This is a genomic window from Zhongshania sp. (genome assembly GCF_047636175.1).
Classification (GTDB): domain Bacteria; phylum Pseudomonadota; class Gammaproteobacteria; order Pseudomonadales; family Spongiibacteraceae; genus Spongiibacter.
On sequence record NZ_JBLIKC010000023.1, the window covers coordinates 17,151 to 42,554 of the forward strand.

General features: G+C 45.3%; 21 protein-coding genes, 1 tRNA gene and 1 pseudogene. 14 read left to right on the top strand and 9 right to left on the bottom strand.

Going from position 1 to position 25,404, the window contains the following annotated elements:
* The first annotated feature begins 696 nt into the window (after positions 1-696).
* From ACI955_RS13550 to ACI955_RS13590, 9 genes are all read left to right on the top strand, one after another.
* Entirely contained in the window at positions 697-1,185 is a 489-nt protein-coding gene (locus tag ACI955_RS13550; protein WP_415244276.1) for a TIR domain-containing protein, read from the top strand.
* Positions 1,179-1,850 (top strand): hypothetical protein, encoded by a 672-nt coding sequence (locus tag ACI955_RS13555; protein ID WP_415244277.1) that lies wholly within the window; start codon positions 1,179-1,181, stop codon positions 1,848-1,850. Before ACI955_RS13550 ends, ACI955_RS13555 begins: the two co-directional genes overlap by 7 nt.
* Positions 1,851-1,904: 54 nt before the next feature.
* Entirely contained in the window at positions 1,905-3,911 is a 2,007-nt protein-coding gene (locus ACI955_RS13560) for a TIR domain-containing protein (RefSeq protein WP_415244278.1), read from the top strand.
* A 44-nt stretch (positions 3,912-3,955) separates the two neighbouring features.
* A complete protein-coding gene (locus ACI955_RS13565; protein WP_415244279.1) occupies positions 3,956-5,113 on the top strand; it encodes a nucleoside triphosphate pyrophosphohydrolase family protein in 1,158 nt (385 codons plus the stop codon).
* Position 5,114: 1 nt separating this feature from the next.
* Entirely contained in the window at positions 5,115-5,783 is a 669-nt protein-coding gene (locus ACI955_RS13570) for a uracil-DNA glycosylase (RefSeq protein WP_415244280.1), read from the top strand.
* Positions 5,784-6,455: 672 nt separating this feature from the next.
* On the top strand, positions 6,456-7,385 hold the full coding sequence (locus ACI955_RS13575; RefSeq protein ID WP_415244281.1) for a hypothetical protein: 930 nt from the start codon (positions 6,456-6,458) through the stop codon (positions 7,383-7,385).
* Between the two features lie 137 nt (positions 7,386-7,522).
* A complete protein-coding gene (locus ACI955_RS13580; RefSeq protein ID WP_415244282.1) occupies positions 7,523-7,825 on the top strand; it encodes a hypothetical protein in 303 nt (100 codons plus the stop codon).
* Complete coding sequence (locus tag ACI955_RS13585) at positions 7,826-9,094, top strand: hypothetical protein (RefSeq protein ID WP_415244283.1); 1,269 nt, start codon at positions 7,826-7,828, stop codon at positions 9,092-9,094.
* 583 nt (positions 9,095-9,677) lie between these two features.
* Positions 9,678-9,830 (top strand): helix-turn-helix domain-containing protein, encoded by a 153-nt coding sequence (locus ACI955_RS13590; RefSeq protein ID WP_415244284.1) that lies wholly within the window; start codon positions 9,678-9,680, stop codon positions 9,828-9,830.
* 175 nt (positions 9,831-10,005) lie between these two features.
* Here the strand turns inward: ACI955_RS13590 and ACI955_RS13595 are convergent.
* From ACI955_RS13595 to ACI955_RS13610, 4 genes and pseudogenes are all read right to left on the bottom strand, one after another.
* Positions 10,006-10,082, bottom strand: a tRNA-Arg gene (locus ACI955_RS13595).
* Between the two features lie 257 nt (positions 10,083-10,339).
* Positions 10,340-11,260 (bottom strand): bile acid:sodium symporter family protein, encoded by a 921-nt coding sequence (locus ACI955_RS13600; protein ID WP_415244285.1) that lies wholly within the window; start codon positions 11,258-11,260, stop codon positions 10,340-10,342.
* Between the two features lie 365 nt (positions 11,261-11,625).
* A pseudogene (locus ACI955_RS13605) lies at positions 11,626-11,790 on the bottom strand (cupin domain-containing protein); the annotation flags it as partial.
* Between the two features lie 216 nt (positions 11,791-12,006).
* Entirely contained in the window at positions 12,007-13,743 is a 1,737-nt protein-coding gene (locus tag ACI955_RS13610) for a hypothetical protein (protein ID WP_415244286.1), read from the bottom strand.
* Between the two features lie 613 nt (positions 13,744-14,356).
* Here ACI955_RS13610 and msrA point away from each other — a divergent pair.
* Both msrA and ACI955_RS13620 read left to right on the top strand, forming a co-directional pair.
* Positions 14,357-14,950, top strand: coding sequence for a peptide-methionine (S)-S-oxide reductase MsrA (gene msrA / locus ACI955_RS13615; protein WP_415244287.1), 594 nt, complete (start codon positions 14,357-14,359; stop codon positions 14,948-14,950).
* A 447-nt stretch (positions 14,951-15,397) separates the two neighbouring features.
* Positions 15,398-17,017, top strand: coding sequence for an amidase family protein (locus tag ACI955_RS13620; RefSeq protein ID WP_415244288.1), 1,620 nt, complete (start codon positions 15,398-15,400; stop codon positions 17,015-17,017).
* A gap of 188 nt (positions 17,018-17,205) precedes the next feature.
* On the opposite strand, the gene ACI955_RS13625 is transcribed toward ACI955_RS13620, so the two are convergent.
* The 3 genes from ACI955_RS13625 to ACI955_RS13635 all read right to left on the bottom strand — a co-directional run bounded on the left by ACI955_RS13625 (position 17,206) and on the right by ACI955_RS13635 (position 20,763).
* Positions 17,206-18,114: an NAD-dependent epimerase/dehydratase family protein gene (locus ACI955_RS13625; RefSeq protein ID WP_415244289.1), complete on the bottom strand. Its 909-nt coding sequence runs from the start codon at positions 18,112-18,114 to the stop codon at positions 17,206-17,208.
* A gap of 68 nt (positions 18,115-18,182) precedes the next feature.
* Positions 18,183-19,601 carry a hypothetical protein gene (locus ACI955_RS13630; protein ID WP_415244290.1) on the bottom strand — a complete coding sequence of 473 codons (1,419 nt, stop codon included), beginning with the start codon at positions 19,599-19,601 and terminating at the stop codon, positions 18,183-18,185.
* Positions 19,594-20,763 carry a sulfotransferase family protein gene (locus ACI955_RS13635; protein ID WP_415244291.1) on the bottom strand — a complete coding sequence of 390 codons (1,170 nt, stop codon included), beginning with the start codon at positions 20,761-20,763 and terminating at the stop codon, positions 19,594-19,596. Before ACI955_RS13635 ends, ACI955_RS13630 begins: the two co-directional genes overlap by 8 nt.
* A 177-nt stretch (positions 20,764-20,940) precedes the next feature.
* Here ACI955_RS13635 and ACI955_RS13640 point away from each other — a divergent pair, with 177 nt between their 5' ends.
* Entirely contained in the window at positions 20,941-21,573 is a 633-nt protein-coding gene (locus tag ACI955_RS13640) for a TetR/AcrR family transcriptional regulator (RefSeq protein ID WP_415244292.1), read from the top strand.
* 18 nt (positions 21,574-21,591) lie between these two features.
* On the opposite strand, the gene ACI955_RS13645 is transcribed toward ACI955_RS13640, so the two are convergent.
* The gene (locus ACI955_RS13645; protein ID WP_415244293.1) at positions 21,592-22,275 is read right to left on the bottom strand and encodes an SDR family NAD(P)-dependent oxidoreductase; all 684 of its coding nucleotides are present in this window, start codon (positions 22,273-22,275) and stop codon (positions 21,592-21,594) included.
* 460 nt (positions 22,276-22,735) lie between these two features.
* Between ACI955_RS13645 and ACI955_RS13650 the strand changes: the two genes are divergently transcribed.
* Together ACI955_RS13650 and ACI955_RS13655 are read left to right on the top strand one after the other, a co-directional pair.
* Positions 22,736-23,437: an START domain-containing protein gene (locus ACI955_RS13650; protein ID WP_415244294.1), complete on the top strand. Its 702-nt coding sequence runs from the start codon at positions 22,736-22,738 to the stop codon at positions 23,435-23,437.
* Between the two features lie 33 nt (positions 23,438-23,470).
* Positions 23,471-24,952 carry a MerR family transcriptional regulator gene (locus tag ACI955_RS13655; protein ID WP_415244295.1) on the top strand — a complete coding sequence of 494 codons (1,482 nt, stop codon included), beginning with the start codon at positions 23,471-23,473 and terminating at the stop codon, positions 24,950-24,952.
* A 30-nt stretch (positions 24,953-24,982) separates the two neighbouring features.
* Here the strand turns inward: ACI955_RS13655 and ACI955_RS13660 are convergent, their stop codons facing one another.
* A complete protein-coding gene (locus ACI955_RS13660; protein ID WP_415244296.1) occupies positions 24,983-25,120 on the bottom strand; it encodes a hypothetical protein in 138 nt (45 codons plus the stop codon).
* Positions 25,121-25,404: the final 284 nt, after the last annotated feature.

The window sequence follows — 25,404 nt, forward strand, 5'->3', positions numbered from 1 at the left end:
CAACCCTTTATAACAATTTGTGTCCCTTTTATCTTATTTACGATTGTAAAAAAATGACACTAAACAATCTTCTAGCCGGTAATGCCACGGGAACTAAAGTTACGCAGGAACCTTCCGGGGCATACTTGGCCCCGGCTAAAACTGTAGTGCTAAATAAGGGCTGGGAGCTTGTGGCGGTAACTGGCGCTTCTGGTGCAGATCACGCACTATATTTAAAGCGTGCCAAGCTTAAAGTCAGCAGCGAATAGTCATGTTTGGCATTGCTCATAACAAGTGGCGGCAATACTGACCATGCGGGGGGGACCGTACGCCAAAAGTGCTGAGCGTATTTTGTGGCCGTTGCAATAGGCGTTAAGGTCCTAGAAAAACCTGCGACTTTCACCGGATTACGTATTTTTGACTGTCCGGTAATTACCAGATCCGGAAATGCTGCTTTAACACGTAATGTGACTGGCGTTAGCGTCACATTAGCGGTTAGTCAATGTTTCCGCGTTATCGAGACAAGTGAACAAGAGAGTATTTCCCATTAACACATTGGTGAATCATTTAACTCATTGAAATTTCTAAAAAACGCGATAAGATCAAGGGAGTGAATATTTGGCAGAAATAAAGGGAATTAATCTTCGTTTGACTGGCACTCGCTAATAGCTAGGCCACCATCTGATTGAATTCGCGCTTTTATAAGGAATGACACTTATGTCAGTTATAACAAGGAATGTATTTGTAAGCCATCACCACAAAGATGATGCAAGTGTAGATGGGTTGAAAAGTATTTTGGCGGGTAGAAATTATAACATAAGAAATAGTTCGATTAGAGCAAAACCCGAAAATCAAAAACGCTTAGATAACAAACAAGTTAGTGATAACACAATTAGAAGATTGCTTCGCATGAAGATGCGTTGGGCAAGCCAAATGATTGTTGTAATTGGTAAAGAAACGCATTCCAGGCCATGGGTTAACTGGGAAATCAAAGCGGCCAGTGAATTAGGGATTCCAATTATTGGTGTTTATGAGAATGGATTAAAAGATCAAGTCGAAGTCCCTGAAAATTTTAAAAAATATGCTGCATCTAGAGTTGGGTGGAGAGCAGAAGCGATAATTGATGCTATGGAAGGAAAAAGCCAGTTTGAAAATCCCGATGGTAGTCAAGCTCCAAAAGAAAGCGGGCGTAATATACAATGCTGATACTCCCTGATTCAAATTTATTCGTATATGTAATTGCGAGAGATTTTGGCTTTGCACCTAATCCTTTTTTTGGTGTTTGTACGTTAGCAACATGTAAGCCAGGTATTCGCAAAGGTGCAAAAATTGGTGATTGGGTATTGGGCGTCGGCGGTAAAAAACTAGGTATAAATATACACCGAAAAGGTATTTTGCTTATGCGGGTTTCTAATAAGATTAGTTTCGATGATTATTGGACGGATCCACGATATTCTTTAAAGAAGCCATGCCGGAATGGAAGCCAACTTAAAATGCTTGGCGATAATATTTATCATAAAGATAAAAATGATAAGTGGATTCAGGAGGATTCGCACCATAGCAATCCTGATGGTACTATAAATATTGATAATTTAGATCGAGATACCGGAACCAGTGATAACGTTTTGATCTCTGACTTATTTTTTTACTTCGGTGACAAAGCAATTCCATTAGATCTTGCATCAATTAACTATAAGTCTGGGTTAGGTTTTAAAAAGATATGTCTTCCGACCTCGACTGAAGGACGAGAGCTTATTGACAGAATATATTCGAAAAATAAAAATAATGTTAATTGTGTTGTTTCTGATCCATGCCAATTTTCGAACTCTCACCAAAGAGTCGATCAGAAGAGTGGAATATTAAGTAAATAGACGTGAATTTGAATAATACGTAACAATAACGAATTACATAAATTGGGCGTTAGGATGAAAAAAAGTTACGTACCTCCATTAATTGTCTCTTTTATTTGGAATCCCTCAGATAATGAAGTGGTTGATCCATTGCTAAAAGTATTTAGAAATACATTTGCACGTGATAAAGATAAACCATTTTCAAGATCGCTTAACATACCGCTTTTCTTTTACAGCTCACTAAATTGCAATGAAGTGCCGGAAAATAGCCCAACGAGAATAGCCGGGAAAAATATAGTTTTCGTTTTTACAAGCGTCAACACATTAGGGCGGCCAGTTTGGAAGAATTATGTTGAGGCGTTACCAAGATCGAATTCAATCAATATTGTTCCAGTTGCAGTTGACAGGAATGGTCTGCGTCATGCGGGAATTTTGGAAGGGCTAAACTGTATTAGAATGTATGAGTGGCCTAAAGTAGACTTAGATCTATATGCCACTGTCTCATTGGCACATGAATTATATCGCTATGGGTTTTCGCGTATAAAACCTGATGAAGAAGGGAAAAAATCGTCAATTTCACTATTTCTTAGTCATGCTAAAGCCGGTGATACGGGGCGTGTTCACTCGGAAAGAATAAAGACGTTCATTGATAATTCGAATATGAATCGCTTTTTCGACGCAAATGAAATATCCCCTGGGTATAAATTTGATGAGGAAATAGAGAGGAGTATTAAAAATTCGACGTTGATCGCAATAGTAAGTGATGCGTATTCATCGCGATATTGGTGCCAACGGGAAATATTGCTTGCTAAGCAATGTGGTCGTCCAATTATTGTCGTTAACTGTTTAGCGGACTATGAGGATCGTATTTTTCCTGCAGCTTCAAATGTACCTTCTGTTCATCTGGAATCAGCAGTACCAATAAGCAATAGAGATATATTGCGAATCCTATCGAGTTCCCTTCTGGAGACGATTCGTTTTTCTTACTCCAAAAAGTGTCTCGATGAATACAGAAATGCAAATTGGATAGACCGTGATTGTGAAGTCGTCTCGCGGCCGCCGGAATTACGCCAAGTAATTAGCTTTAAGAATGATGGCAAAATGAAAATATGCTATCCAGAGCCGCCTATATACGCGGAAGAAGCCGATTGGCATGATTTGATGGGAATGGAGGTTGTTACACCGTTGTGGAATCCGGTAGATCAGAGCTGTCTTTCTGGGAAAAAAATCGGGTTGTCAATTTCAGAAGTAGAGGCCGATGGCTTTTCAGGGAATCATGTTCACGCAGACAATTTAATTCAGTTGTCGCAGTATCTAGGGAGACATCTTCTCGCTCGCTCAGCTATTCTCCTCTATGGAGGAGATCTCCGACCTGATGGGTTTACGGAATATATTCTTGATGAAGCGCAAATATTAGATGATCGAGTACGTGATGCAAATCCACACGTTGAAAATCACTTAGCATGGCCTTTGTATGTTTCCGATCCAGAGATTATGTCCTGGAGGGCTAGATTTTCTAATGTGATGAAAACAGTGGAATACGATGTTCCTGAAGATATTTTTGAAACCGTTGACAAGAGTATTTTCCTTCCGCCGATTACCCCAGAAAACCTGTACATTTGGTCTCGATGCCTATCGGTAATGAGGGGAAAATCCGTTGGTTCATCTACGGCTAGAGTTTGTGTGGGTGGGCGTTTAGTTGGGTTTAAGGGGAAAATGCCAGGTGTGTTAGAGGAGTTGATATTAGCTTTAGATAATGGGGTTCCAGTATTTTTGCTTGGTGCTTTTGGTGGGGTTGTTGGAGAGGTATGCAAGTATGTTTTGGGTGAAGAATTGCCGCTACCCCTGACGGAAGATTGGCAGGTATTACATAATGCGGGTTATGCAAATTTACAATGTATAGCCCGTACAAATGGGCATGAATGTGATTATTCAAGAATTGCCGAAACTATTAAGCGTTTTACGGTGCGGGATTTGGCAGGTCAGTGTGGGCTTGACGAAGCGGAGTATCGACGCCTCATGGTATCGCCATTTATCGACGAGTGTGTCCATATTATTTTGAAAGGGCTGAAAGCGCTATAGTTTGTGGTCATTGGAAGATGCTATATAGACAGGAAGTGAATGGAATGGGGAAAATTACACCAGCAGAATTTGAGAAATTAGTCGGCGCTATTCCGTTGCACGAGTATGAGCGAGTAATAAAGGAAACGGATAAGTTTTTGATCGCGGATATAAATCCGATACTCCTTGGGCTTTTTGGGGAGGTTGGCAGTATTATGTCTGCGTCAAAGAAGTATCGTAGAGAAAAGAAGGCTTATATAGGATACAAAGAATCTGTTGAAGAGGAATTTGGTGATGCACTCTGGTATTTTACTGCCTTGTGCAGACGTCTAGATGTTAGGATTGCTGACATTTTTGAGGCAAGTTTGAGTAATGACTGCACCAAAATCATATCAGCCAATGACCAAGAAAATTCTCCTATTTCGCAAATCACAACATCCGCAAATGTTGATGACCTAGATGAGTCTCTTCTAGAGTTGGGGTATATTGTCGCTCAACTGCTGAAGACGCGGGGCGCATCTCCAGATGTTCGAGAAATTCTAGTCGGATTTGCGCGTATTTACATTCAATCCATGCAAGTCACAGGACTTTCATTTGCGAAAGTAATAAAACGGAATGTACAAAAGGCTTTCGGGCGATTTTCTGTTCCCGCAATAGATTCTCTTCCAGATTTCGATGCTGGATTTCCAGTGGAAGAACAGCTTCCTCGGCATTTTGAAATTCATATTACACAAAGAGCTACTGGCCAAAGCTATTTAAGGTGGAATGATGTTTATATCGGATCGCCATTAACTGATAACATTCAAGATCCTGATGGATACAGGTTCCATGATGTATTTCACCTGGCGCATGCGGCAATTCTTCACTGGTCGCCCACTTTTAGATCTTTAATAAAGCAGAAGCGTAAAAGTAATAAGATTTATGATGAGGCACAAGATAGTGGTCGTGCCATCGTCGTAGAGGAAGGGTTGACTGCCTGGCTATATTCTTATTCCAAAGGCCTTGAATATTTCGATGGGCACGATAGTGTTTCTTTTGATGTATTAAAAATAATTCAAAAATTCGTTCACGGGTATGAAGTCGAAATGTGTCCGTTGAAACTCTGGGAAGACGCTATTCTTCAAGGGTACTCAGTATTTAGAAAAATACGGGAAAATGATGGAGGAATTGTAGTAGGTGATCGTGAAAAGCGAACACTAACATATCGATCAATAGGAAATTAGGATGAGCGCTGAACGCTTTGTCAAAGAATTAGCTCGTTTAAAATTCGATAATACCTTTAATCCCTATTCTGACAAGTGTGATGTTTATGATTATTTTGATTCGCCAAAAAGGCGACGGGATTTGCTTCGAAAAATGCTTGTAGCAGCAGGTAAAGTCGAAGTCGATGCAATTTGGATTGGAAGAGACTTGGGATATCGGGGTGGGCGTAGAACTGGATTAGCTTTAACGGATGATCTGCATTTAGCTCACCATGCAGAAAGATGGGGAGTAACTTGCGATAAGATCACTAAAGGAAACGCGGTGCCTGAGAGGACGGCGACGGTAATTTGGAACGTACTATCACAAATTTCATCTCCTATCTTTTTGTGGAATGTATTTCCTCTTCATCCATTTAGACCTGATTGCGCTTTTAGTAATCGAGCTCACAACTCTATTGAAAGAAAAGCTGGTGAAGAGGTGTTGGCGCTGCTTATTAATTATTTGCGACCGAAGCGATTGATAGCGATCGGAAATGATGCGGAAAGTGCCGCTAGTCAGTTTGTTGATAGGTGTGAAGTTGTTAAGGTTAGGCATCCTAGTTACGGTGGGCAGAATGTCTTTCTTGAACAAATAGAGCTACTTTACGGTATCGATGGAAAGTTACCTTCGAATATGTCTTTGTTTGATTGAAATAAATAAGTCGCTATATCGAAGATGTCAAAGGACATAACAATCAAAGACAGCATCGCCCTGATCTTCCCTCGATTTAACGGACACCAAAATCTAATAGATGAGGTGTCCTATGTCAAAACACAAATGGGGTCAGGTCTTTGATTTATGATTTAGGCAGTGTAGTCGCATAGTGAATTTGGTCATGTGATTAAAAGCGAGATGATCGCCTCTACAACAACACAGACGCTCAATAACTATGGGCGTTGAGGCGGTATGAAAATCAATAATCTTCGGCGTATTAGGTGTTTTTGAACGTCCACTTATTCCCAAACTAGGGCATGCGGTATGAAAGGCTGTTGCGTCACATTAGCGGTCAGTCGCTGTTTCCGCGTTATCTAGACATGTGAACAAGAGAGTGCTTCCCATTAACACATTGGGGAATCACTTAACCCATTGAAATTTATAAAAAACGAGATATGATCAAGAGAAAGGAATGCTTGGCAGAAATAAAGGGAACTAGTCTTCGTTTGACCAACGCTCGCCAATAGCGAGGCCGCTACATCATTGAATTCCCTAGAAATTTTAAATTAACGTAGAAGCCAGCTCCGGGATAAGGGGGCCAAAGTGATATATGGCCTGAGTCGTTATAATAAACTGTTATATGCTCGTATACATCCATAGGTAGATTTGATGAATTTAGAAAATAGAGTGTTGCCATACCTATCTTTAGGAACAGTTACTTTACTGTGTTTCATTTCAACTGTTTTTATTCCAGAAGGTGATTTTAAGAATGTACTCTTATCCGTAGGAGCTAATGGGATATTCTTTTTTATCGCTTACTTTTTCTACGATATTGTTAGGCAATTTATCCTAAAAAAGGAACTTCGATATATCCATCAACATATTAGACAGCAAATATCATCTAGCATATTTAGCTATTTGTACTTCGTGAAAAAGATAGTTTATGGCTATAACCTTGATACGAATACAATTGAAAATATTATGGGTATAGCAAAATTAAAGAAAGGTGAGATTAAAAACCACGTGGCAAACCAAAGTTATTTGGGTTTTCAAATATTTAAATCTTCATCGGAAGTAAGAAGTCTATTTAATGAAATAGGTAAAGACAGTATTTTCTTGAAATTTTCATCCCATTTAGATTCCATTGGGTTATTAAAAATATCAAACAACTTAACGAAGTTGGAGTTAATATATAAAAACCAAGAAAACTTTAGAGCATGTGCAGAGAAAGGGATTGAATTTAAAGTTGTGGATGGAAAAACACTAAATCCTGCGAATGACGATAAATTACTACTAATGAAGTCTACTGCCCATGACTCAAGATTTGTTGTTTACGATAGTGGGTATTTTGAAACGGACACTCGTGAATTACTTTTAAATCGGTATGTCTTAAAACCAGAAGTCGCAGAATTCGTATCAGTTGTAATGCAAGAAACTCTCATACTCATGTCAAACTGGCTGCCTCAGGAAAATGATATTGTTTTCCCAAATAGTATGTTCAGAGTCATAAAAGGTTTCTTTAGTGAAAAAACAGATATGAATAATAAAGAAAGTAACTTGTTTGTTGCTGATATAGTTGAATATAAAAATCGCATATAACAAGTTTGTCAACGAGGACGAATTTTAGCTACGCATTTTGTATTGCCGCTGCGCGTCAGTATCACACAAACTGCTTCGCAAAAATTAGCCTGTTACAAAAGCGTTATGACACTAGTTGCATATCAAGGAAATAGGAAATGACAAAGGCAATATCTATTCAAGTACAAAATGATGACGAAGAAATTCTAAAAACGTTTAATTCCGAAGCAGACTTAGACTTCTTGAAACTTGAAACTTCAAGCTTCGATGGCCAATCAGAAATAGTTACTTTATTAGTAACCTTGACTCCAATGGCTTTAACATTTTTAGGCAAAGTAATCACTGAGCAAATTAAATCAAAAAGATACGTAAAAGTCATATACAAGGGCGTTCAAATTCAAGGTGTAAACGAAAAAAATGTAGCAAAAATACTAGAAGAAATTACGGGTGAGGAAAAATAAATGTCCTCTTCAGGAATGGCGGGGATCACTCCAGAAATTAAAGCATATCTAGAATCAACTAGGCTTGTACTTCCTCAAAGCTATGACAAAAAGTTTCAGGATTTAACTAACCTTATTTATCAGGTTCCGATCGAATATTTAAACATGGTATCTAAGGCATATGAAACGAATGCTGAAATACAAATAGTATATAGCGACTCTCTAAAGTCTGAGGCTGTAACTGTAGGCGGTAAGAACCACATAATTCACGACAGATATTTAGGTCAAGCTCTAAGCATGTTGAATCGCTTATTCTTATATGGAGCATCTAATCACACGAAAATAATATATGCACATAAAATAAATTCTCAAATATTAAGTCGATATGGCTTTTACGAGGAGGCAATATTTTCTGCACAGTGTTATCAAGATCTACGAAATGAAATGGATCACAAAGAAAAACAAGAAGAGGATGGCACTTTAGTTCACGCCAAGTATATACATATTCAGGAGATATTTATTCTTCTTCATGAGCACTCTCACCTTGTATTCAAGAAGAAAGATCAAAACTATAACGAAATTAGAGATGATGTTAATGAATGGCTCAGATCATACATAAAAACAGAACAAAGCACCAAGGAATTGTATAGTACTCTTGTTTCTGATAAATCAATCCCAGAGGAAGAAAGAAAATTTATAGAAGAAAATCTTGAGTCACTTATTAACAACTCAAATATAAAAGCTGACTTTATTAAAGACATAATGAATCGAGACAAACTATTGGAAGAATTTTGTTGTGATCGGCTAGCTATTGTTCATCTTCTTCCATATATAAATCAATCGTCTTTGAGCTCAGAAGAAGCGATTAAAGCAATAATTATTTGTTTTTTGCATCTTAGGTCAATTCAATTGGCCGAGATTAGATGCAGCCTAGAGAATGAAAAAAACTTTGAAAGAAGGAAAAATGAAATTGATTTAGAGGAAAATCTATATGCAACATTTTATCATGCAAGGCTGCACCATATTAAAGATTTCTGCTATCAATTCTTAATAGGCAATGATGACGATATTCAGATTGTTCACGAAGATGTTTCTAATATCATGAGCGATCATTCTGATGACATACTTACACCTATTCAAAATGTATTATCTACATTGCTTTACGATCCAGGACATAGAGAAGAAATGAAACGATCTCTTCAGTACATTCAGGATAATATGCCTAGCGGTCAGTACGATAAAAGAGTCGTTAGTGCAATACTACATTCTGTTCCTAGTAGCGAAGAATGATCGCAAATACAAGGAGTGTCATAACAAGGTGCTGTTGTCGGACAAGTTTTCCGCTAGCGCTCCAAACTTGCCGCAAAACACGGCGTTAAGGTCGTAGATAAGCATACGACTTTCATCAAAATACATGTTTTTGACCGTCCGCTTATTACCAATACCGGCCCTCGGATGCGTTCTAAAGCAGCCGTACCATAAAGCCGCCATAGGCATCTTATGAGTGAAGTTCCAGGCCGAATAATAGAAAATTTCTGCATTATATAACCCTATAAAAAACAATAGATGAACCTAAGTCTCGCCTACTAATACCTACACAATTTGGCTTGTACTTGGTGTTACTGGTGCACCATTGCTTGGTAGTTCGATTTGGTAATCTCTCATTTGTTGCCGCTCCAGTCTAATATGCTTCGCTCGCCTGCTTCGGCTTGTGCATCAATCGCTGCGCTAAGGGCAATGTCAGTTCACTTGGGAAAGCAGTATAGTCCTGCGTATGCATTAAAACCCACGAAGTAATCTTTTCAACAGTATTGCCTTCGCTTTCCAGTACAAATTTGATTAGTGCATCCAGGTAGGGCTTTGATCTGTCGAGGTGGCTGAGAAGACAGGAATTAGCAGGGGGACGCTTTCGAAGATTGCAAATGAGAAGGGCTACAACACAGTAACAGCGAATATTGACAAATTATGTGCTTATTTCGGGTGTCAGGCTTCTGACCTTATGACCTTTATTGAGGACAAGGAATGACCGCTTGGTGTGGTGTTTTTAAGCATTGATCGAACAAAGATAAGAGGTCGGATTAATAAGGGTTGCCACACAATGTGCCACACAACCCGTCACAATTGCGTCACAGCCAATTTCAGGCAAAAAAAAACCCAGACCAGTGGTCTAGGTTTCTTCATATAAGTCACAGACTTATGTTTGGTGCGCCCGGGTGGATTCGAACCACCGACCGCTCGGTTCGTAGCCGAGTACTCTATCCAGCTGAGCTACGGGCGCTCAGGGGGCGTACTATATGGATGTCACCATGCTCTGTCAACGAATTCTGGTTAATATGGTTTAAATTTCTGTTACTGTTCAGAAAATAATCAACATATTGATATTCAAGCCTATTAATCGGTATTTCACTGTGTCCCGCTTACTATTTTAGCCTCGAAATGACGGTATTGCCCAGTGCTGGCCCTTAATCTTCGCTAGGTAATTAAGCTCGGGCAAGCCACACGGGCTGTGGCAAGACTGAGATGTCAGTGTGTTTATCAGGTCTTGGCGCGGGCGGTGACGTCCGTGCCGATTAAGTGGCGATAGAAGAAAATGAACACCCCTGAAAAGGCCATTTGCGCTGCGCCATAAAATATCAAGGTGAAGAAAATCATGTCGCCGATTGGATCAGCCACGCCGACGACAGCAGGGAAGAGCGACGCCTTGATCAAGATGCCCAAGTTAACATTGCGTAGTACAACTTCAATATTAATAGCGGCGGTATCCGGCCAATCAAGCCGCATCGCGCGGGACACTCCAATGGAGAGGGCACAGATTGCGACGATGAACGCCCAAACCACTAGTGCGTTTTGCACGCCGAAGGTGTCCATGTCTAAGCGGCCCGCACCCAATGCTCCAATAACAATTAACAGGATAATGAACAAAGACAAGCGGATGGCCCACTTTGAAATTGTCGGGGCTAGCCGTGGTAAGCGATTCAACACCACCATGCCAATAGCAAGTGGTAGTAAAAGATAGATGAATATTTCTAAAGCAATTTTCCCGGCGGGAATAGCGACTTCTCCCGAAAGATGCTGGTCGACCAGCAGATCAAGCACGATGGGCACTGAGACTAAACAGAGCAAACTGGTAACGGCAGTAATGGCGATGGAAAGCGCCACATGTCCGCGTGCAAAAAAAGTAAAGATGTTGGAGGTGGTGCCGCCTGGAATGGCTGCGCAGAGTGCTAAGCCAATGGCAACGCCGGCAGGCAAGGTGAATCCGATAATGAACAAGTAGCAGGCGAGCGGTACCAAGATGACTTGAATTACTGCGCCGGTAGTAAAGCCCCGAGGATCTCGCACGACTTCCTTAAAATCGCCGGGAGTGAGTGTTGCTCCCATGCCTAGCATCGCAAGCGTTAACTGGCTTGCCGCAAAGATAAATTCGTTGGCAATAAAAAAGTCAAAAGGGTTCATAGGCGAGGGAGTTATTCCTGAAATGGCAGCAGAATTTCTAGCATCCCGCTGGCAGGCAAAGGGTTCATGGCAAATGCCATAAGGAAAGTGGTGCGACGCAATCCTTACTGCGGTTCTTACTCAAAAAAAAGCAAACGCTTAGTGAGGATTAATACTTTTATTGATTCTAATTTATAGTAAGAACAAGACAAGTTGCAACAATTGCTTCAGTGAGGCGATTGATATGGGCTCGCTTAAGTGACCTGATCTCATTCGTGATTATTTTTGAGATAGTTAAATATAGGCCGGCAGGCAATCAGAACGTCCTTAAACCGGCAGGAGCAGCCTCGTTTCCAAGTAAATTAAGGTGTTAGTTCACTTAAAGATTAGGATATCGCTAATTGGCGGGTTCCTGAGCCAAGCCTACTGGACGGCGCGTGGCGAAAGCCTCGGGAATTACGTAAATAAGTGCCGGCAGGGTAGTCGCCGGTTTGATCTGAAAAGATGCGCTCGCCAACTAAAATCTCTTCGCCTTTTGGGTGGTCATGCGCGGAAAGTGCCGATCATGGATTTTAGTGAACGAGACTGATGGCGCTTCTGCGCTCAGCATCTTCTACTGCAGGTGACTGGCGCCAGACGTGAGCTTTGAAGCTGGCTACACGTGTGTTTAGGGTCACGCGTTCGGTGTAGCCAGAGAGATAATGACATTTTCCGCACTATCGACTGAACCTCCTCACGGAGGCTTTGTTAAAACCATGATGTTGCGGCTATGGTGCCGTACGCATCAACATTAAGTCAGCCAGTTGAATATGCGCGTCGCCCAATTCTGGGAAAACTATTTGTAACTCCTTCAGCGAGCTTAAATCAACACCTTTAAAAGCGGTGAGCGGTATATCAATGGCATTTAACAAGGTTTTACGGCTACCGCCCCCCTCGGGATCGCCGGGCGGATAATACAGCGAATCAGAAAACGAGCTTGCCAAGACAGTCGCACTTTGGCCCGCGGTATCGAACAGGCTAAGTGAGAAATCCATCACTATATCTTTATCTGCATTTAAGGTGCTCACGGCTGCGCGTATGCTCAACACATCAAAGTCAGACGCATTGATATCAGGTAGCTGGTTGCTGAGCGTTGCTGTGTTGGTCCACTGCAAAGCCAATTGCGGCGTAATGCTAAAGGTAGTGGCCGATGGACAGCCAACGCCGTCACGGTCTGGGTCACAAATTTCATAAGCAGAAAAACCATCCAAATATATTGCTCCACCTACATCATTCAAGGCCAAGTCTTCGCTGCCGCCAAAGTCATTAATTAACAGGCGGTCTTTGGCGGGTGCATGCACGCTGAGGTGATGACGGTCTTCACATGGGCCGACGCCAGCTGGGCAGGCAAAATCTGGAACTTGAGCCTGACCATTCCAGTATTGGCCGTACTCGGTTTCACCGCCAACATAATACCGGAAGAAAGATGCCATAAAGAACAAGCCCAAGGCGCGTTGCTCTTCTGGGGTATCGCGCTGATTGCTATCAGTATTGGTGCCGCAGAATGAATCACTGCCGGAAGAGTCTGTAATCGTCCAGTCGTCGGTGGTCCATACCGTATTAAAGTAATTATGGTTGCTTCCCATTGTCACAATTTGAAATTTAGGGCTGGGATCATCTGCATCGAGAAAGCGAGAGTCGTCATAAATAAACGCACCCTGAACATCTTCAACATCGCCGTCGCAATAAGGTAGCAAGGTTGCGAAGGTTTCACCGTCTACAAACTCTTGATTGTAATCGGTTGGTGCTAACGCAAAAGTTGCCACAATCTGCTGCGGCTCGGCCTGTTCACGGTTGTAGGCCAAGTAGCGAGCAGCGCCGTCGCCACCACGTGAATGCCCCATAACTCCGATGTGGTTGATATCCAGCGCGCCTACTAGGTTGGTCAAATCGACGTCACCGCTAACTGGTTTGCCGTTATGAATGTCACGAAAGCTGTCTAAGTGGCTCTTAATGAGCTGTGCACGGGCATTCGCACCCGCGTCACCGCTCGACGCCGAGCCGTCGCTGTCATTAATGTCGTTGGCGTCGACTGAAATAACAAAATAACCATGGCTAGCGAGATTCTCCGCTAAGTAATCGTAACCTCGGTAGCTAAACGCCGGATGCACTAGTGGTGTATTCGGGCACTGGTCGTCATCGGCGATCAATATCGGCAGCTGGCCAATTTCGGTCTCGCAGGTTTGATGGCGCCCATGCATTAACAGCACCATTGGCATGGGTGTGCTGGCAGTTTTGGAATAACGTACATAACCATGTACGTCTGATTCGTAACTACGATCGCCTATTGGGTCGGTTACGGTGATACGGCCAAAGTTATAGTCTACGTCTTCAATCACCTCGTTAGGACCTGTAGGCGATGGATCTGCTGCTAATTTTACTAATTCAGCTCTACTGGCACCTGGCGTGGTATCGGTAGAATTTTTTGTGCTGTCTTGGCAAGCTGCAAGGATAGTAAGTGCCATTAAGCCAACCATAGCCCTGATAGGAGAAAATGATATAAAAGATTGCACGGAATGACTCCATAATTAATTTGCTTATGTTAAGCAAATGCCGTGCCACAGAGTTGCCGCGCTAAATCAAAGCCTGCCTTTTAAACATTAAGTCTAAAATGCACCACGTCACCTTGGCCTTTGGGTACTTGCATGGGGGCCGCACCTTTCAGGTTTGAAGAAAATAAAACCAGATTTTGAGAGGAATAGCCCAAGACATCACGCTTAACAACTGCTCAATACGATATAGCGTTTTCCGGATGTTCCATAAATATCGTGGGTCCCGGGGCTCGGATTATCGGAAGCCTATCGTGGGGTATTCTGTTTTAGTATGTGTAGGCTAAGTAAGTTAGCGAAAGAGCATTAGCTCATCTCTTATTTGTCATTGATGCGATGCAGCTGGGTATATTTTATTATGTGTTATCGCCCTGTATATAGCGCTAATAAGAGAGCGCCTTAACAAAAACTATAAAGTAGGTAGAGATAAAATTCGATCAAAAATATACCTTTAATGACCAGCACAAGTTGGATAATATGTGCCAAAATAGCGTTATTAAGAATGATAACTGAGGTGGATAGGGGTGTTATGAAAAGTACACTAGTATTTATTATATTGGCAGCAAACTTATTGTCATTTGCTTCTAATGTGTCGGCAGATAAAACTATTTTGGCTGGAGGATGTTTTTGGTGTATGGAGTCAGATTTCGAAAAACTTGAGGGTGTAACTGATGTGGTCTCAGGATTTACCGGCGGAAGCTTAAAGAACCCGACATACAATGGTAACCATAAGGGTCATTTTGAAGCGGTTGAGATTACCTATGATCCTAATAAGGTAAGTTATAAAAATTTATTAGATTATTACTGGGTTAATGTCGATCCCTTTGATTCGAGAGGGCAGTTTTGTGATAAAGGTGAAAGTTATTTAAGTGCGATTTTCGTTGCGAACGAAGCGGAAAAAAATATTGCCGAACAGTCTAAACGAGACGTTGAGAGTAAATTCCCTAATAATAAAGTGGTTACGCCTATTTTAAGTGCTTCTACTTTTTATCCGATTAAAGGTGACGAAAGTTATCATCAAGACTTTTATAAGAAAAGTCCGATTCGTTACAAGGCTTATCGTTGGAACTGCGGACGTGATAAGCGCTTAAAAGAACTATGGGGCGATGAGGCTGTTCATTGAAAATGGTTATAACAGCAGTATTAGTGCAGCGCTAGAAAACAGCACTTTAGTCCGTACAATGTTTTAGTGATTTTTTATCTGGCAATTGATCTACTTCAGATGTTGGGAATATAGCTGTAATAGAAGTCTTTTTAAATTTAGGCTGCAACACCTACAAACTATTAAGCGCAGTTGCGGCCGCCGTTACCTTACTTGTAAAAATTGAATTTTTTGGGATCACCGAAAGTGAGGTAATGAGACTGATGCTCTATCTCCGAATTAGCTGTTTAGCGATATGGCATGACGTGTGAAAAGATATATTGCCATCGTTTTGCGCTGCGCTTCTCCGATATTTTTATAATCCGCTAAGTAGTCTACGATACAACGGTTAGGTGACATCGTTAACTCATCTGCAGATGGCGCGATAATTGCTGAGGTTTGGTGCCGTATTTATTTGGAGATTGCTTTATGCGCTTTGCTAATCCTAGTCGCGCTGTTGTTGTGTTGTGCTCCACCTTTTCCCTAATTTTGCTTGCAGCCTGCGGGCCTTTGAATTCCTCCTCAAGCTCTAGCAGTAAGCCAATCGCAAAACCGCCAGAACGCTTCGAGCTACTGGAGGCGACGGTGGCAGATATTCAGGCGGGATTTCGCGGCGAGCAGGTCGATGCCGCCGGTAAACCCTTGAGTTGTGTCGGACTGGCTGAACAGTATCTTGATCGGATCGAGGCGCTGGACACTTCGCCGGAAACGGGGTTGCCGATCAGTAGTATGGTCAGCATTAACCCTCAGTGGCAGGCACAGGCACAGGCACTGGATGTCGCTTTTGCAGCTAGCGGCCCGGTGGGATCGCTGCATTGTGTGCCGGTGATTCTAAAAGATCTCTACGATACCTTCGATTTTCCGACTACGGCTTCTTCCCTCGCCTTGGCTGGTTCACAGCCGCCTGATGATGCCTTCACTGTTTCGCGCCTCCGCGAAGCAGGTGCACTTATTTTGGGCAAAGCGGGTATGAGTGAGTACGCTTATTGGACTCAGAGTTTGAACAGTGTTTCGCAGCGTATTGGTACGCCTTACAACACTAATATGGATTCCGGTGGTTCTAGTGGCGGTTCTGCGGCCGCCATCGCGGCTAACTTCGGCCTGCTGGGAACGGGGTCAGACACGTGCGCGTCGATTCGTTTACCGCCGGCAAATAACAGCTTGGTGGGTGTGCGTTCCACGGTAGGTTTGGTGTCACAGGATGGGCTAGTACCGCTGTCGCACACCATGGATGTTGGCGGTCCGATTACGCGTACGGTCCGCGATGCAGCGCTAATGCTGGACGTTATGGCGGGCGTTGATTCTGCCGACCCGAGAACTCATGTTGCCGACCGTTCACAGCCCACCAGCTATGTCGATTTCTTAGACGCGAGCGCGCTGCAGGGTAAGCGGATAGGGGTGCTGCGAAGCTACGGTGGCACCGACGCATTCGGAGATAATGCTGATGTTAATGCATCAATGACTCAGGCGCTTGCCGATTTGGCTGCGGCGGGTGCAGAGATTGTTGACCCAGTAATGCTGCCGGACTTCAGCGATATCTCCAAACTGCTCATTGTGCAAGAGTTTGCCGATCATATGGATGAGTATCTGGCCAGCTTCGACGCTCCACGAGACAACACGCTAGACATTTTCACCAGCGGTTTGGTACACCCCTTTATCGAAGCTTTGATAGGTGCGAGTCTAGCCGCTCGGGACACCAGCTCCGCCAGTTACTTTGAGGCCCTCGATGAGCGCGAGGCGCTGCGCGAATATGTAGAAGCTGAGATGGATGCACTTGGCTTAGATGCGCTGGTTTATCCGCCTGTGCAAGAGCCCGCTCAGCCCACGGGTTTGGTGCAAACCGACAACTGCAGTTTTAGTAGCACCACGGCCATGCCGTCGATTGTAGTGCCAGCTGGATTTTCGTCTGATACCAAGCCACTGCCGGTGGGTATTGAGTTTTTTGGCCGCCGCTGGGATGAAGCGGGTTTGTTTGGCATCGCCTATGCGTTTGAACAGGCGACTGAGCACCGCCGACGTCCGGCGCTGCCGGGCGATCCAGCACCCTAGCGCGAGTCGGTCAATGCGAGATGGAAGATCTTGCACTAGACCACTCATAGGACTTCCTCCTAGGATGATAAATTGTCTGAGCTAATCGGAGCCTTCAAGTAGCCCCAGCATCCATAATCCTATGGATGCGCGGAGCTGGGGAGCAAGGGCGCAAGAATTAAGAGCCAAGAATGGCTCGGTTAATGACTTTATTCGACAGCGCTCAACGATGTCGCTATCTGCTGTATCAAGGGCCGGATACATTGGCGATCATATTTTAGTAGCGCCATGTCTTCTGGCTCGTATTGAATGCTGGCGCCAGGGCCTGCAAACATAATCACATTTGGCAGCATAGGATGGTCGTCTTCCCGCACCTCTAATTGCCGAGGATTACCGGCCGCCTCACACCATATTTCCAGATAGTCTTTCCACGATAAGTTTTCGTCACCGACTAAATAGCCTTTGCCACCTTCACCGTTTTCCAGAGCATTGAGCGCGGCTTGGGCCAGTGAGTGTGAGCTGATGTGGTTGGTGCCGCCCGTCGGCGCAAACAATGGCAGATCGGGAATCGCGCCCTGTACATAATGTACCAAGGCGGTAATATGCGGCGTGTCCAGGCCCGCAATTTGCCCCAGTACAAAGGGGGCATTGAGGCAGCAAACTTTAAAGTCAGCGCTGTTCAAAGCACGCACAGCGACATCGGTATTATGGCGTGACGTTACATAGGCGCACTGGCCAATTTGCGCCGGCGCAACAACTGGATAAAATGTGCCGATATAGACTGCCCGCTGAATACCGGCCGCTTTGGCGGCGGTAAAGAATCTTGGTACGGCCACGTCGTTGTATTTGGTATAAAACTCCTCGGGTGTGACCGAGCCATCGTAGGGCAGATTGCGAATATCGGCAGCGGCGGCAAAGACCAAGCTATCAAATCCTGCCAAGCGGCCATCGCCGCAGTCATCATTAACATAATCGCCCTGTAAAAAGGCTAGGGCCGCAAGTACCGGTGCTTGCGGAATCTTGCGCGCCATAATCGTCACGTCATGGCCGTGCTTTCTTAGGTGTAGCGCAATTTCGCCACCGATAAGGCCTGAGCCACCGACAATTAATACATTCATTATTTTTTCCTATGTTAAATTTCCCGCTAGTACATTAATGGCGGAGTACCCATCGATCATGTTGTAAATTAAAATACTCTAAACCGCTTTTGCACATGTTGTTGTCGTTCGGCAATGGCTGCCTTGCGCTGCGCCGCAGAGATACGTGGCGTCTGCGTTGGGAAGCAGGCCGAAATATTATCAAAGGCGACTTTGCGCGCTTTAATATTCGGCCACTGTTCTTGTGGTGGTAATTGGCAGTAGGCCCAGCGATTTGATAAGTAGCCTCGTGTCAGACCGGTGGTGTCAATCCAGTTGGGCAAGCCGGGGTCACGATGGGCTACCACCCAGCGCTGCACGCCATCTTTCGTCACATAGGTCTGAAAACCATTGAGACTGCTTTGGTGATTGGCGTAGTCCGGCGACTCGCCCCATAGGTTGCCAAGGTGGATGCTGGTATACACCGGCTCACCGCTGTAACTGGCCTCAATGTAGAGCGCCTCGTCTTCCGCTAAATCAAAAATACCACCGGCATAAATATTGGTGCTCATACCGCCACCGGTGTCCTTTGACGCGGCGTTGGGCTGGTTGTAGGCATTGACGGGCATATAATAGCGGCCTTGCTCGGCATGGCTTTGATTGCAGTTAAGCACCTTATCGTAGAACGCTAGCCAAAAATGCATTTGGCCGCGAATAATGCCGCCCATATTCCGCAGCTGTTGTGCGCCCCGTTCGCTAGTCAGTGCGGGCGGTTGCTGGCCTTCGGTGTGGAGCGCAGTAATACTCATCTGGATGGCCTGCTCACGCCCCCAATCGTAAAACAGTTGGCGACCACTAATATAACTGGCGAAGCGATCGCCGCCATCGGGATTACGCTTGCTTGGTGGTTTGTGGGTACAAACAAAATTGCCGTTATAGTCCTCGGGTTTTTCTGGCCCTAACAATATTTCAAAATCACCATTTTCTGCGATCAGTAGGGAAGACGTATCCAAACTACCAAAGCCCGTGCGGTCACCTGCTACTAACTCGCGCAAATCGCCGCTGTCGCCAGACATCGCGCCCTTGTGTACTTCAAAAATCACATACTGTGGTGCCAATGGGCCTTGCTCCGCGCGGGGCTCACCTCGCCAGTGACGGCTGTCCGCCGCGTTGCCGTGCACTTTGTAGTGCTTACTACCATCGATGGGCGCATAGAAATATATCGCGTCGGCATTATCGATAGTCGCTTTGTTATACACCGACAGACCGTTGCGAAATACGGGGAAATCGGCGTCTTCGTGAAAGGCGCGTTCAACGGCGTGATGAATAAAACCGGAGAGATAACGATAGCCCTCGGCCAAGCTGCGATCACTGGCGTCCGGTGGAAAGTAGTCGGGATTATCGATGGCATCACGTGCCAATTGCAGTTCAGCAATCATGTCATCCCACGCTGCCTTAAGCTTTTCCTTGCTGGCTGAGACGTCCACCTCGCTGCTAGATTTACGAGTGCTGGCTGATGGCTTATCCATTAATCTGCTCCATTGTCTGAGGGCCATTTCTATCGCTTAAGCGCGGCCATTGGTATTCGTCAAACAAATCGTCGAGCTGGGCTTCAATCTGTTTATGGGACAGTTCGTAATCTTTAATCGTGTACTCAAAGTGGGTTTTGTGACTGCGCTCTGTGTTTTCCTGAGCGTCTAAGTAGGCATCAAAATCATCTGACAAGGGCATTGCCAAGGCCTTATAAATTTTATGGACTGTCTTTCGTGGCTCCGCGGTGATGTCGCGGTAATCGACAAAGGCGTGAAGGGTGTCTGGGTGCGCTGTGAGTACTTGACGAGGGTGGCGCATTGAATCAAAAGAAATAGCCATCATCTCGCGGAGTGAAGCGGCGTATTGCTCAGGCGTCCACCCCTTGGCCCGCCAGCTTAACTCCAGCAGTTTCAAGGTGCTGGGAATGCAGTCGTTGGGGTTGCGCATCAGCACCACAATACGGGCATCGGCAAAGGTCTCGATGATCGCGCCCACCCAGCCACACATCAGTGGGTTTTTACTGAGGTGGATGCGATTACCGCCATTTAATAACAGCTGGCGTTTAAGGCATTCGCGATAGTGATGCATCCAGCGCCGGCTTTTTTTGGCGGACATTTGGTCAAGGTGATACAAATCAATCTTATCCATCATCGGTACATCAATCGCCCACTGTTGGGTGACGAACGCAGCCCGCATTACAAATTGATCTTCCTCTGCGTTCCATAAACTCATATTGTGAATATGACGAAATTTACCAAAGGTCTTATCATCCCACTTTGTCAGATAGCGCTTGCAGGGCGCCCCCAATAAACGGTCGAGTCGGCCCAGGCCGCGAATTACCTTTTTCTGAAGCAGTGATGGAAAAAACAATTCCCAATATAGAAAATAACTAAAATTATCGCCATCTGCGGCCAGCAGGCGATGGCACAAGGTGGTGCCGCTGCGAGCGTGACCAACAATAAAGACTGGCTTGTGAACTTGCTGAAACCACAGTCGTGGGAAGAAGAGATAATCCAATAAAAAGCATAGACCGTGAAATCCGCTTGCCAAGGGCAGCCACAGCAGTAACCTCAGCAGTGTTAGCTGTCGGCCTGGCCAGTTTTTTAAAAACCATACATGTCGTAAAACTCGGGCATAATACCCAAAGTCAAAATACATAAGAAAAGCCCGTCGGTATTAACAATAGGGTCCCAGCCTAGAGGCTTGAACAGGCTGTTAACAACTGGCATTCTCACTTTTCAACAGCAGGCATAAGTGGTTGAATTATAATAATAATTTTTTATTGTCGTGGGCGTTTAAATGGCCCGCTTACATTTTTGAGCGAGTGTTAGGGTAATGACGGAGAAGCAACCACCACGAGCGCGCAAGCGCCCTAAGCAGAGTCGCGCTCTGTTTACTGTGCATGCGATTCAACAAGCGTGTCTCAAAATTCTAGATGAAGAGGGTGCTGGCAAACTTACCACTCAGCGTATTGCCGATGTTGCTGGGGTGAATATCGCGTCGCTATACCAGTATTTTCCTAGTAAAGAAGCGATTCTGGCCGATGTTTACGACAAGGCTATCGTGGATATAGCTGAGCAGACCAGCAAACGCTTTCAGGAACTTAACACCCTTTCAAATCGCTCCGTAAGTGACACGCTGGCTACCATCATCGATTTAGAGTGCGAACAATTATTGGCGCTACTCAAACTTGATCCCGCCTTCTTCCGTGAATATAAACACAGCTTTGATATTCATCGTCGCGTTGACGAGCTCACACAGTCTCAGAACAATCCATCTTGGCAGCAATGGCTAGAGCCCTGGTTGGCTAGCCATCAATGCAAGGGTAACCCGCGTTTTCGCGGGCAATTAATTGAGCAGACTCTGCAGGGCAATCTCCAATACGCATTGCTGGAGCAGCCTTCATTATTGGATGACCATGAATTTAGGCAGGCGCTTTTGCAGCTACTGCTTGCTTATCTGAGCTAAGCAAGCAAGGCGATAGATTTAGCCACCTTTGGAAACCGGTATAAGCGCACCTGAAATAGATCTCGCCGCTGGTGATATTAGAAAACTGATAATTTCAGCGATTGAGTTCGGTGTTACCCACTGGTTGGTATCTGCATCTGGCATGCTGTTTCTGTTTGCTTGGGTGTCGATGATGCTGGGCAAAATTGCATTGACGGTGACCGGTGTGTGCAATAATTCTTTAGACAAGGCTTCGGTGAAGCGGTGTATTCCTGCTTTTGACGCGGCGTAAGCACTGAGACCGGCATCAGCAGATAATGCCCCCAGCGCACCCATATTAATAATGCGACCGGCGGCACTCTTTCTTATTTCAGGCATGGCTAGTTTAGTCATGGTCACTGCGGTTAATAAATTCATTGCGTTCATTCGCTCCCAACTTGAGATTGGAGCCTCTTCGAACGTCGCCCAGGAAAAGCCGCCGGCGATATTAAGGAGTACGTCTATGCCGTCGAATGCTTCTGTAACACGGGTAATGACCTGCTCGCAGTCTTTTGCTTTGGTCAGGTCTACTCCGGCTAAATCAAGTATGCCGTGACTCTTTTCGCTGGGGGCGGCGGCGAAATCGACGCGGCAGACCTTGTGTCCTTGTTGGGCTAGCGCTTTGGATACTGCCGAGCCCAGTTCGCCGAATCCACCGGTAACGATAATATTTAACTGCGACATTCTTGGATCTCCAATTGTTTATTGTAATATTGGTCAGTGAGCTTAGACGCTCATTCTGAGTTCAAGCTGGTGGCGTCTTCTCGATTTAAAATCGCCCGCGTTGCTTTCTGGCGACAATGGTACATCCTTTGCGCCGAGTAAATGCCGTTTTATCGAAGGCGCTATAGAGGAAATGCGTCAGTGACCCATGCTCTTCAATCGTTCCATAGCTCAATCTGAAGTTGTGTGTGGCATAACCTTCTTGTAACCCGGCGGGATCGCTATCTGTGGTTAAGAACGCATCATCAATAAAGTTCAAATCCCATGCGAACTGCAGATCGCATATATGGTCTTTGTGAGGTGATATCCATATGATAGCGGATAATACTATTATCCAAGGATTGTGGGGTTGTTGCCAACTGTAATATGATAGTTAGATTGTGAGCGTGTCTATTTAGCATACAGGGTGAGGGTTAATCCCATGGTTGGGTTCGGTGTAAATAAGTTGGCGCGAGCGTCGTTCCCGCTAGTGATGGCAGTTATTTTGATGGGCAGTTTGAGCTCGCTGGCGCAGGATGCGGCCGCTGATTCTGTCGATGCCGATTCTTATGCGTCAACGGTATTTGCGGCGGCGCGGCCATGGCTCTTGGTTGCGACGCGAGACGGGACCCAGGTTTACCGAAGTGAAATCGAGGGTTCGCCCTACTTTGCGATTAAAGCTATTACCTTGATCAAGTCTGATGTTGAGTCGGTTGTTGGGGCTTTTGATGGCAAACATGCGCAAAAGAACGGCTGTAGTCCCTGGCGCAAAATGTGCAAGACGTCTCGGGTGTTGAGCAAGCCGACAGAGCTGTCGAGCTATGTATACAGCGTACTCGATATGCCTTGGCCTTTGTCAGACCGTGATATAGTCGCGCGCAGTCAATTGACGATCGACGATGAGCGCGGTGTGGTCACCCTCGATATTGTCTCCGATGCATCGCACTACCCGCTTCAGGATCACATTCGGGCTGATGCCAATATCCGCTATGTTTTTCGTCGCCTTGAGGGAAACCTGACCGAGGTGATCTATACGAATCATACCAATTTAAATGGTGGGGTACCGGCGAGTTTATTTAATTCACAAGTGGTCTCATCGACTGCAAAAGAGATGTCGGCGCTCAAGCGTTTTGTTGAGTCTTAGTGGCGCCGGCACCCATTCGATCAAGGGAATATCATGGTTAAACGCGCAGAGCTTAGCGGCGCAGCTGGTCACTATCGTATTTCTGAGCTGGTAGAGAAGTCAGGTGCCACTCGGGAGATGATTAAGTACTATCTGCGCGATAATTTATTGCCCCCCGCTATTAAGCCACGTCCGAATCTGGCGCTTTACTCAGATCAACATGTACAGTTGATCGCCGTGATTCAGCGTTTGCAAAAACAAACTAGGCTGTCTCTAACACAGATAGCAGAAATTATTGCCGAGCAAGATTATGATCCTCGGCGTTTAGAGATACAGCTGCTCTCCGGTAAGTTTAGCCGGCAGCACGGAGGCACTATTAATCCGCTGAAGGACGGCCAAAGTCCTAGTCAGCGGGGCTTAAATTTTAGCGTTCAATTTGTTGCTGAACTTCGCGAATACGGGCTGCTGAGAGACGATGAAGTGATGTCTGCTGACGACGAGAATATCGCCAGCCTGTTGTGGAACGCCCGCGAGATAGGGCTGTCTCTGAGCCTATTTTCTGAAGCTCACAAGTCGCTGGTTTCGCTGGCAGAACTGCAGATTAATTCGCTGATCAAAACCCTGCCTGTTACCGGTGATTTCAGCAAGAGCATTGTAAATCACGAAGAGGCCGACCAGCTTTTCAATCGCTGGCTTATTACCGACAAGACGCAGATATTGCGCCACAAATATCAGCAGATTCTTGATGATACCGAGCGGGACATGGCCCATAGCGTAGAGGCGATTTATATTCCCAGCGCGGTCTTTTACAAGCGTTTTGGGGTGGGTAATGATATTGCAAACTGGCAGAGCAGTGTTAGAGAGAGTGGAACTGGCAGTCATCGCGCGCAGGAATATGCCGCCGCCGCGGTGATGCTTGCCGACTACGAGTACGCCGTGGAGCTTTGCGATGCTAGTTTGGCTGCTGGTAATGACCCACAGCATTTTTGGGCAGTTAAATGTGTCGCTTTTACGATGCAAAAGCGTATGGCTGACGCGGGAGAGTGCTTAAAACATCTTAAAAGCACTGCTGAAAACTCGATTTGGTTTTTCACCGCAAGGCTGTTGTATTTGCTTTTACAGGGCGCGGAACTCGGCGCAATATCGGATGCTTCGAAAACAATGGGTGAAGCATTATTGCTTTATCAGCGTGCAATGAGCGAATGCTCTGCTGGCAATGCGATGGAAGAATTGGATGTGAAGCTGCTGCGAGGTCGCGCTTGCGTGATGTTTTCACAATGGCTACCACCAGATCAACAGGCAGTGGAATCGCTGCGCGAAATAGTGGAGATCGTTGGCAGCGCGAGCGCCGCAGAACTGTCATTGCCGTCCGAAGCCGTCCGCGTCATGTATCAAATCTACGGTCATTATTATTTGGCGAAGCTACTTGATGCCACCGATGAATCCCCGCAGGCTCGGCAGCATTATGAGAAAGTCATGCTGCTAGATCCAGCGTCCAATTTCGGTGAGTACGCCTATCTGAGGTTGGCAGAGTAAATCGGCCGAAAGAGCGAACTCGCCAGCGCGTTAATTTGACCAGTACACATATTCGTCGTCCTCGGCGTCCGGCTGGCTATGATCCTTATCAATATTGACGGGGTTAGCAATCATTGCCTGCCAGGCGGGAGACGCTTGCTCGGCGTTGTGTGCGTTTAGTGCTGCCATTAATTCCTTTACCTTGTCCGGGTGTAGTTCCGCGAGGTTATTTCGTTCTGTTGGATCATTGCGCATATCGAAAAGCCAAACCCTGCCCGGTGGGTCACTGATATTTAGCTTCCAGCCATCTACCATCGCCGTTTGTGATGCGCCGCTGCGCCAAAAAAAGGCTTTATGCGGCGCATCAGATCGCTGGCCGGTGAGGAATGGAAGCAGACGGACCCCGTCAATTGTTCGGTCGGTGGGGAGTGCCGCTCCGGCGGCCTCGGCGGCAGTGGCGCCATTAGTATCAG